At 75.2% G+C, this 8267-nt stretch carries 8 protein-coding genes; all 8 read right to left on the reverse strand.

What is annotated here, in order from left to right:
• Positions 1 to 27: 27 nt before the first annotated feature.
• Positions 28 to 750, reverse strand: coding sequence for a cysteine hydrolase family protein (locus ABLM29_RS18035; RefSeq protein WP_349715844.1), 723 nt, complete (start codon positions 748 to 750; stop codon positions 28 to 30).
• The gene (locus ABLM29_RS18040) at positions 747 to 2192 is read right to left on the reverse strand and encodes an allophanate hydrolase (protein ID WP_349715846.1); all 1446 of its coding nucleotides are present in this window, start codon (positions 2190 to 2192) and stop codon (positions 747 to 749) included. Before ABLM29_RS18040 ends, ABLM29_RS18035 begins: the two co-directional genes overlap by 4 nt.
• Positions 2193 to 2281: 89 nt before the next feature.
• On the reverse strand, positions 2282 to 2947 hold the full coding sequence (locus ABLM29_RS18045) for a GntR family transcriptional regulator (protein WP_349715849.1): 666 nt from the start codon (positions 2945 to 2947) through the stop codon (positions 2282 to 2284).
• A gap of 350 nt (positions 2948 to 3297) precedes the next feature.
• Positions 3298 to 4893 carry a glutamine-hydrolyzing GMP synthase gene (gene guaA, locus ABLM29_RS18050; protein ID WP_349715850.1) on the reverse strand — a complete coding sequence of 532 codons (1596 nt, stop codon included), beginning with the start codon at positions 4891 to 4893 and terminating at the stop codon, positions 3298 to 3300.
• A 221-nt stretch (positions 4894 to 5114) separates the two neighbouring features.
• Positions 5115 to 5894 carry a sulfite exporter TauE/SafE family protein gene (locus tag ABLM29_RS18055; protein ID WP_349715852.1) on the reverse strand — a complete coding sequence of 260 codons (780 nt, stop codon included), beginning with the start codon at positions 5892 to 5894 and terminating at the stop codon, positions 5115 to 5117.
• A complete protein-coding gene (locus ABLM29_RS18060) occupies positions 5891 to 7639 on the reverse strand; it encodes an alpha/beta hydrolase (protein WP_349715854.1) in 1749 nt (582 codons plus the stop codon). The genes ABLM29_RS18055 and ABLM29_RS18060 overlap by 4 nt, the downstream gene beginning before the upstream one ends.
• Positions 7636 to 7977 (reverse strand): hypothetical protein, encoded by a 342-nt coding sequence (locus tag ABLM29_RS18065; RefSeq protein ID WP_349715855.1) that lies wholly within the window; start codon positions 7975 to 7977, stop codon positions 7636 to 7638. Before ABLM29_RS18065 ends, ABLM29_RS18060 begins: the two co-directional genes overlap by 4 nt.
• Positions 7968 to 8267, reverse strand: a 300-nt coding sequence (locus ABLM29_RS18070) for a hypothetical protein (protein ID WP_349715856.1), incomplete at its 5' end; no start/stop codon positions are given. The genes ABLM29_RS18070 and ABLM29_RS18065, both read right to left, overlap by 10 nt.

Here is an 8267-nt window from a genome sequence, read left to right on the forward strand (position 1 = left end):
GACTCCTAGGCGAGGAACGGTGAGGAGCTAGGCGAGGGAGGAGGTGCGCTCGGAGAGCGCGGCCAGGGCCGCGACGACGTCGTCGCTGCTCGCGACCCACCCGAAGATCCCGCCCTGGGCCTTGACCATCTCGAGGCCGACGCGCTGGAACTCGGGGAAGTAGGACCCGACGCAGTCGGAGACGACCAGGCACTCGTAGCCCCGGTCGTTCGCCTCCCTGGTCGTGGTGTGCACGCAGACCTCGGTGGTCACCCCGGTGACGATCAGCTGCGTGATGCCGGCATCCGTGAGGATCCGCTGCAGGTCGGTGGCGTAGAACGCCCCCTTGCCGGGCTTGTCGATCACGACCTCCCCCGGCAGGGGGCTGAGCTCGTCGACGATGTCGTGGCCGTACTCGCCGCGGACCAGGATCCGGCCGTACGGGCCCGGGTCGCCGATCCGCTTCGACGGCGCGCCGCGGTTGAGCTTGGCCGGCGGGCAGTCCGACAGGTCCGGGACGTGGCCCTCGCGGGTGTGGATCACCGGCACCCCGGCCGCCCGCGCGGCGGCGATCAGCCCGGCCAGCGGCTCGACCACCCGCTGCAGCAGGCTGACGTCGTTGCCGAGGCTCTCCCCGAAGCCGCCGGGGAGCAGGAAGTCGCGCTGCATGTCGATCACGATCAGCGCGGTGGCCCCTTCGATCAGGGGGTACGCGGACGGCTCCGCGGGTACGTCGGTGCTGGTGACGGGGCGGCTGTCAGGGCTGGTCACAGGTGCTCCTCGGTGAGGGCGGACGGGGTGGTGGCCCCCGTCGGCACGTCCGCGGCGTGGCGGCCGGTCGGCGGGGTGGCGATGGGCCGGGGCTCGTCGAGCAGCCGGGCGGCCAGGTGCAGCACGACGTCGTCGCTCAGCGCGGGGCCGAGCAGCATCGCGCCGGCGGGGCGGCCGTCGACCGTCGTACCGGCGGGCAGGGCGACGCCGAGCAGGTCGAGCAGGTTGCCGAAGTGGGTGTAGTGGCCGAGCACGGTGTTGCACCGGATCGGGTCGGCCAGGACCTCGTCGACGGTGAAGGTGGTGCCGATGGTCGGCACCAGGAGCGCGTCCAGGTGCCGCCAGAGGCGGCCGACCTCGGCCCTGAGCTCCTGGAGGCGCTGGAGCGCGGCGAAGGCGTCGACGGCCGTGTAGCGGCGGCCGCCCTCGAGGATCTCGCGCACCACCGGGTGGACCGACTCCGGCCGCTCCTCCAGGAAGCCGGCGAACTCGACGAGCCGCTCGGCGACCCAGGGCCCCTGGTAGAGCAGCTCGCCCGCGGCGAGGAACGGGGCGAGGTCGACGTCGACGACCTCGACGTCCGCCCGCCGGGCCAGCCGCTCCCGGAACGCGAGGTGGGCGTCGGCGCTCGCGCCGTCGCCGAAGAACTCGAGCTGCTCGGTCGCCGGGAGGCCGACGCGGATCGACGGCCCCGACCAGGCGGCGCCGCGGTCGCGCGACCAGGCGTCGGCGGGGTCGGGCGCCATCACCACGTCGGCCACGCGGTCCAGGTCGTCGACGCAGGTGGCCATCAGGCTGATGCAGTCCAGCGACCTGCAGGCGGGGACCAGGCCGACGGTGCTGATCAGGCCGCGCGAGGGCTTGTAGCCGACCACGCCGTTGAGCGCCGCGGGCACCCGGCCGGATCCGGCGGTGTCGGTGGCGACCGCGAACGGGACCTGCCCCAGCGCCACGGCCAGCGCCGAGCCGGAGCTGGAGCCCCCGGAGATCAGCTCGCCGCCGTACACGCTGCGCGGGACCGGGTACGGCGTCCGGGTGCCGTTGAGGCCGGTGGCGAACTGGTCGAGGTTGGTCTTGCCGACGTACAGCGCCCCGGCGTCCATCAGCCGCTGCACGACCGGCGCGGTGCGCCCGGGGACGTAGGCGTAGTCGGGGCAGGAGAGCGTGGTCGGTACGCCGGCGACGTCGATGCTGTCCTTGACGCCGAACGGGACGCCGTAGAGCGGGAGGGTCCGCGCGCCGGGGCGGCGCTCGATCTCCGCGGCCGCGGCGATGAGGTCCTCGCGCGGGACGGTCGAGATCCAGGTGCCGTCCTCGCCGCGGGCGGCGATCGCGTCGGCGACGCGGGCCGCGGTGCGGGTCGGCGAGCCGCTCCCGCTCGCGTGCGAGGCGAGGATCTCGGCGACGGAGGGACCGGGCTGGGGTCCGTGTTCGAGGGCCATAGCGTCGATTGTCGACAGAATACCGGACGTCGTGGGCTACGCCGATGGGTCGTTTGTGTAAACCGGCCGCCGGGCGGGGCGGGGCGGGGCTAGGTGCGCGGCAGGTCGAGGTAGTCGAGGTGGCCGTGCCGGCGCAGCGCCTCGACCACCGTGGCCGCGTCGTTGCTCTCCAGCGCGTCCAGGAGCAGCTGGTGGCGCTCGATCCCGTCACCCTCGTGACGGCGGGCCTCCTCGCGGAGGTTCTTGGCCATCGGCACCTGCAGCTTGAGAAGGATCGGCTCCATCGCGATGTCGAGCTGCCGGTTGCCGGCCAGCGCGACGATCGCGGCATGGAAGGCGCGGTGCGCATCGTCGCGGTCCAGCTCGCCGGCGGCCCGGCGCATCTGCTCCAGCGCCTCCCGGACCGGCGTCAGCGCCGCCACCAGGTCCTCGACCGGGAACGCCGACTCCACCGCGTGCCGCTCCAGCACCGCGCGCACCTCGAACAGCTCCACCACGTCGCCGGCGGTCCACTCCACGACCCGCGAGCCCCGCCGCGGCAGGTGCTCGACCAGCCCCTGCTGCGCCAGCGCGCGCAGGGCCTCGCGCAGCGGCGCACGGCTCGTGCCGAGCTCGTCGCAGAGCCGCTCCTCGACGATCTTCTCCCCGGGCGCGAGCTCGCCGCTCATGATCGCGTCGCGCAGCCGCCGGGCCGTGACATCCACCAGGGTCGCCGGCAGCTCGTGCCGCGAGCCGGACATGCTGAGCCTCGCCATGGGTATCCCCTCGCCGATGTGAAGATTGTCGACAATCCTACGGAACCGGCGGGTGTGTGTGCGGCGTGGCGTGCCGGTGGGCTGTGAACGGGGTGGCTGGTGCGGCGAGTGGGGGGCTCCGGGCGGCCCCGGGCGGCGGGTCGTGTGCCTGAGAACCCCGCATGCCGCGGTCTGGGGCACACGACACCACTCAGGATCGGGCCGTGTGCCTGACACACCCGGATACCGGGTCCTCGGGCACACGACACCACTCGGCGCGGGGTCGTGTGCCCCGCGCCTCCCCAGGGGGCGTTCTCAGGCACACGACTCCCCCGCCGAGCCTGAGCGTGACGACGGTCAGCGGACCGGCGTCACTCCCACTCGATGGTGCCCGGCGGCTTCGAGGTGATGTCGACGGTGACCCGGTTGACCTCGGTCACCTCGTTGGTGATCCGGGTCGAGATCCGCTCCAGGACGTCGTACGGCAGGCGGGCCCAGTCCGCGGTCATCGCGTCCTCGGAGGTGACCGGGCGCAGCACGACCGGGTGGCCGTAGGTGCGGCCGTCGCCCTGGACGCCGACCGAGCGGACGTCCGCGAGCAGCACGACCGGGAACTGCCAGATGTCGCGGTCCAGGCCGGCGGCGGTCAGCTCCTCGCGGGCGATCGCGTCGGCCTCGCGCAGGATGTCGAGGCGCTCGCGGGTGACCTCGCCGATGATCCGGATGCCCAGGCCGGGACCGGGGAACGGGTGGCGCCAGACGATCTCCGGCGGCAGGCCGAGCTGCTCGCCGACCAGGCGGACCTCGTCCTTGAACAGCGTGCGCAGCGGCTCGACGAGCTCGAACTCCAGGTCCTCGGGCAGACCGCCGACGTTGTGGTGGGACTTGATGTTCGAGGTGCCCGCGCCACCGCCGGACTCGACCACGTCCGGGTAGAGCGTGCCCTGCACCAGGAACGCGACCTTCGTGCCCTCCGGCGCGCCCTTGATGACGTCGACCTCGGCCGCCTCGAAGGTGCGGATGAACTCGCGGCCGATGATCTTCCGCTTGGTCTCGGGGTCGGTGACCCCGGCCAGCGCGTCGAGGAACTGCTTCTCCGCGTCCACCACGACCAGCTTCGCGCCGGTCGAGGCGACGAAGTCACGCTCGATCTGCTCGGTCTCGCCCTTGCGCATGAGGCCGTGGTCGACGTACACGCAGGTCAGCCGGTCGCCGATCGCCTTCTGCACGATCGCCGCGGCGACCGCCGAGTCGACGCCGCCGGACAGGCCGCAGATCGCGCGCCCCTCGGTGCCGATCTGCTCGCGGATCCGCTCGATCTGCTCCTCGGCGATGTTGCCGATGGTCCAGGACTGGCGGCAGCCGGCGATGTCCCACAGGAAGTGCTCGAGCACCTTCTGGCCGTGCTCCGAGTGGAGGACCTCGGGGTGCCACTGGACGCCCGCCAGGCGCCGGTCGACGTTCTCGAACGCCGCCACCGGGGTGACGTCGGTCTGCGCGAGCACCTCGAAGCCCTCGGGCGCCGCGGTCACCGAGTCGCCGTGCGACATCCAGACCTTGTGGTCGGTGGGGATGCCGCCGAGCAGGGTGCCGGCGTGGCCGACGTGGACGCGGGTGCGGCCGTACTCGCGGGCGCCCGTCGCGGAGACCGTGCCGCCCAGGCCCTGCGCCATCAGCTGGAAGCCGTAGCACATGCCGAACACCGGGGTGCCGGCCGTGAAGATGCCGGTGTCGATCGCCGGGGCGCCGTCGGCGTACACCGAGGAGGGGCCGCCGGAGAGGATGATCGCGGCCGGGTTCTTGGCCAGCATCTCCGCCACCGGCATGGTGTGCGGCACGATCTCGGAGTAGACCCGCGCCTCGCGCACCCGCCGGGCGATCAGCTGGGCGTACTGGGCGCCGAAGTCGACGACCAGGACGAGGTCGTGCTCGTGGTGGGGGTGTGCCTGCTCGGCGGGGCCCGTCATGGGTCGAATCCTATCGGCGGGGGCGGGTGTGGTCCGAACCGCCGGGGGTGTGGGGTCGGCGGGCGGCGGAATCACCGGTCGACCGGTGATTCGGTCGCTCGACAGGGGTTGCAACGCCCGTCAAGCGACCGAACTGCCTGTCCGGCGGGACGCCTGGTGCGGGTGGTACGAACCCGCCCGCCCCCCACCGACCCTCAGCGACCCCCGCCGCCTAGACCGCCTCACCACACCCCGAGCACGTCCCCGCCGATCCGCACGGTGAACGCGCCGACCACGACGATGAAGAAGACGCGGACGAAACCGGCCCCCCGCGCCACCGCGGTCCGGGCACCCAGGTAGCCGCCGACCATGTTGCACGCGCCCATCAGCAGGCCGATCTTCCACAGCACCGCCCCGGTCGGGATGAAGAGCAGCAGCGCCCCGACGTTGGTGGCGAGGTTGGCCAGCTTGGCCTTCGCCGACGCCTGGAGGAAGTCGTAGCCGAGCAGGCCGACCAGGGCGATCACGAAGAAGCTGCCGGTGCCGGGGCCGAGGATGCCGTCGTAGACGCCGATGCCGAACCCGACCGCCATCGCGGCCGCCCGGTGCCGGTGCCCGGAGAAGCGCAGCGCGGTCCGCTCCCCCATCTGCGGGCGCAGCAGCACCCACGCGCCGACGACGACCAGCGCGGCGAGGACGATCGGCTCGAACGCCTCGCGGGGCAGGTGCGTCGCCGCGATCGCACCGACGAAGGAGCCGGCCAGCGCGAAGACCATCAGCGGCACGAAGGTGGCCGGGTCGGGGCGGATCCGCCGGTAGTAGGTGACCGAGCTGGTCGCGGTACCGCAGACCGAGGCGATCTTGTTGGTCGCCAGCACCTGCACGGGGCTCGCGCCGGGCAGCCCCAGCAGCAGCGCCGGGAGCTGGACCAGGCCGCCCCCGCCGACGACGGCGTCGACGAACCCGGCCGCGAGCGCGGCGAGCGCGAGCAGCAGCACCACGGTCAGGCTCGGGTCGCTCACCTGCCCATTGTCCGGCCCAGGGTGCTGTGGTCCCACAGCCACTCCCCACCGCTGGCGAAGGCGCCGCGGGTCAGCAGCTCGGCCAGCGCCGGCGCGCCGCCGCGCGCCCGCCCCTCGTCGTACGTCGGCTGCTGGCCCGTGGCGATCGCGGTGATGTTGGCCAGCGACTCCCCGGTGAAGTACGACGCATGGTTGCCGACGAGGTCGCCGGCCCGCCCGCCTCCGGGGTCGACCTGGAACCGTCGCCCGCCGAACGACTCCTGCGCGGGGTCGAAGCCGAGCGGCGCGGGCGCGAGCCCGTCGCGCCCGAGCAGGGTGACCGGGTCGCGGTCGGCGGCGCCGACCCAGACCGCGGCGCCGGTCAGCCCCGCGGCGGTGGCGGCCGGCACGCCGGGGCTGCCGAGCAGCACGACGTTCTCCGCGGCGCCGTCCGGGTCGACGAGCGCCGCGTGGCCGAGGGTGGTGGAGCCGTAGCTGTGGCCGATCGCGGTCAGCCGCGCCTCGGGCCCGGCGTCGCTGGCGCCGAGCCCGTCGAGGAAGTCGGCGAGCGCCCGGCCGCCCGCCTCCGCCCGGGCCGGCCCGACGACGTGGGCCAGGTCGAGCAGCTCGTCGCGGTCGGTCAGGCTGTCCGCGCTGGGCGCGTCGTAGTCGAGCCACAGCACGGTGGCGACCGATCCGCGCCCCTCGTCCGCCATCGACCGGTACAGGTCCTCGACGCGGTCGAACCCGCTGACGTCGGCCGCCTCGCTGGTCGTGCCCGGGACGTAGACCGCGACGTCGTCGGCCCGGTCGGGGTCGCCCAGCCCGATCGCGACGCCGCCGTCGCCGGTGTGGGCGCCGGGGCGGTAGACGAGCAGGTGCAGCAGCTGGTCACCGGTGGCCGGGTCGACCTCCTCACGGTAGGCCTCGAGCAGCTCGGCGACCCGGCGGGCCGTCTCCCCGCCGCGCCGCGGCGCCAGGCCCAGCTCGAGGTCCAGGCCGACGGCGACCCGGTTCGCCTCGTCGCGGTCCCGGACCGGCACCCCGGCGAGGTTGCCGATCCGGCGCGGGTCGTCGAGGAGGAGCGCCTGCCGCTCGGCACGGCCGAGGGTCCGCCACCACGCGGCCAGCAGCGCCGGGTCGTCGGCGCGCCGGAGGAGGTCCCGGCGCAGCCCCGCCAGCCGGGCGGGCCAGCCCGGCCCGGACGGTCCCCACGGCGCCGGTCCGTCCGCGGGACGGTGGCCCGGAGCGCCGGTCCCGGCGGCGCCGGCCACCGCCACCAGCGCGGCCAGCGCGGCGGCGTGATCGGCCTCGGCCTCCTCCACCCGCGCCCGCCAGTCGCCGACCGCGGTCCCCAGCGCCCGGGCGCGGGCATGGAGGGAGGCGCTCGCCGCGGGGTCGAGCGCGGCGCACCCGGGGGAGGTCGCGACCGCGATCTGCTCGTTGACCTCGACGCGACGGTCGGCCAGCGCCTCCCGCTCGACCCGGAGCCGGCGCAGCCGGTCCTCGAGCCGGTCGGTGGCGATCACCGCCCGGGTCAGCGCCGCCCGGGCGACGCAGACCCGGTCGAGGAGGGCAGCCCGGGCCTCGGCGTGCGCCACGGCGGCGACGCCGCGCCACCCGGGGGCGGCCGTGGCGGGGCCGACGTCCTCGACCTCGATCAGGAGCGCCGCGGCCGTGCGCAGGTCGCCAGCCAGCCGGGCGGCCGCCTCGGGCGCGCTCGGCAGCTCGGGCGGCGCCGGGACCGGCACCGGCGGGCCGCTCACCGGAGCGCTCCCCCGGACAGGAGGGACGGCAGCGCGTGCGCGAGCCCGCCGAAGCCGCGCAGCGCCAGCGCGTCGTCGGTGGCGGCGAGGTCGGCGAGGACGCCGCGGACCCCGTCCGCGCACGACCACGCCCGGCGCTCGCAGCCGGCCAACTCGTCGCCCCAGGCGGCACCGAACGCGGCCGCCGCGGCCGCGACCCGCGGCGAGAGGCCCGCCGCGTCGACCGGGTCGAGGAGCCGCGCGGCCGCGCGCAGCGCGTCGGCACCGAGCTCCCAGGCGACGGCGGCCGCGGCGAGCTCCTCGGCGGGCAGGTCGATGCCGTCCGGGCTCATCCCCACGCCACACCCCCGACCCCTCCGGCGTCCTCGGGCCGGACCAGTGCGCCGCGGACCCGGGCGGCGACGGCTCGCCGCTCGTCGGCGCCGACGGCCACCGGGGGCCCCAGGACGGTGAGCACGGTCGCGCCGGGCCCCGCCTCGGCACGCAGGTCGGCGCCGTCGCCGCTCCCCTCCAGCACCGGCAGGAAGTCGGGGCTGCGCCCGAGCAGGACGAACGCCATCACGGCGGTGACCACGACCGCGAGCGCCGCGGCCGGGCCGGCCACGACGCCGTCGCGGTGCCGCCACAG

It is taken from the genome of Nocardioides sp. YIM 152588 (genome assembly GCF_040191335.1).
Lineage (GTDB): Bacteria > Actinomycetota > Actinomycetes > Propionibacteriales > Nocardioidaceae > Nocardioides.

Excerpts from the sequence above, each read along its gene's own strand:
- ABLM29_RS18045 (WP_349715849.1), bottom strand. The coding sequence starts at position 2,947 with ATGGCGAGGCTCAGCATGTCCGGCTCGCGGCACGAGCTGCCGGCGACC.
- ABLM29_RS18040 (WP_349715846.1), bottom strand. The coding sequence starts at position 2,192 with ATGGCCCTCGAACACGGACCCCAGCCCGGTCCCTCCGTCGCCGAGATC.
- guaA (WP_349715850.1), bottom strand. The coding sequence starts at position 4,893 with ATGACGGGCCCCGCCGAGCAGGCACACCCCCACCACGAGCACGACCTC.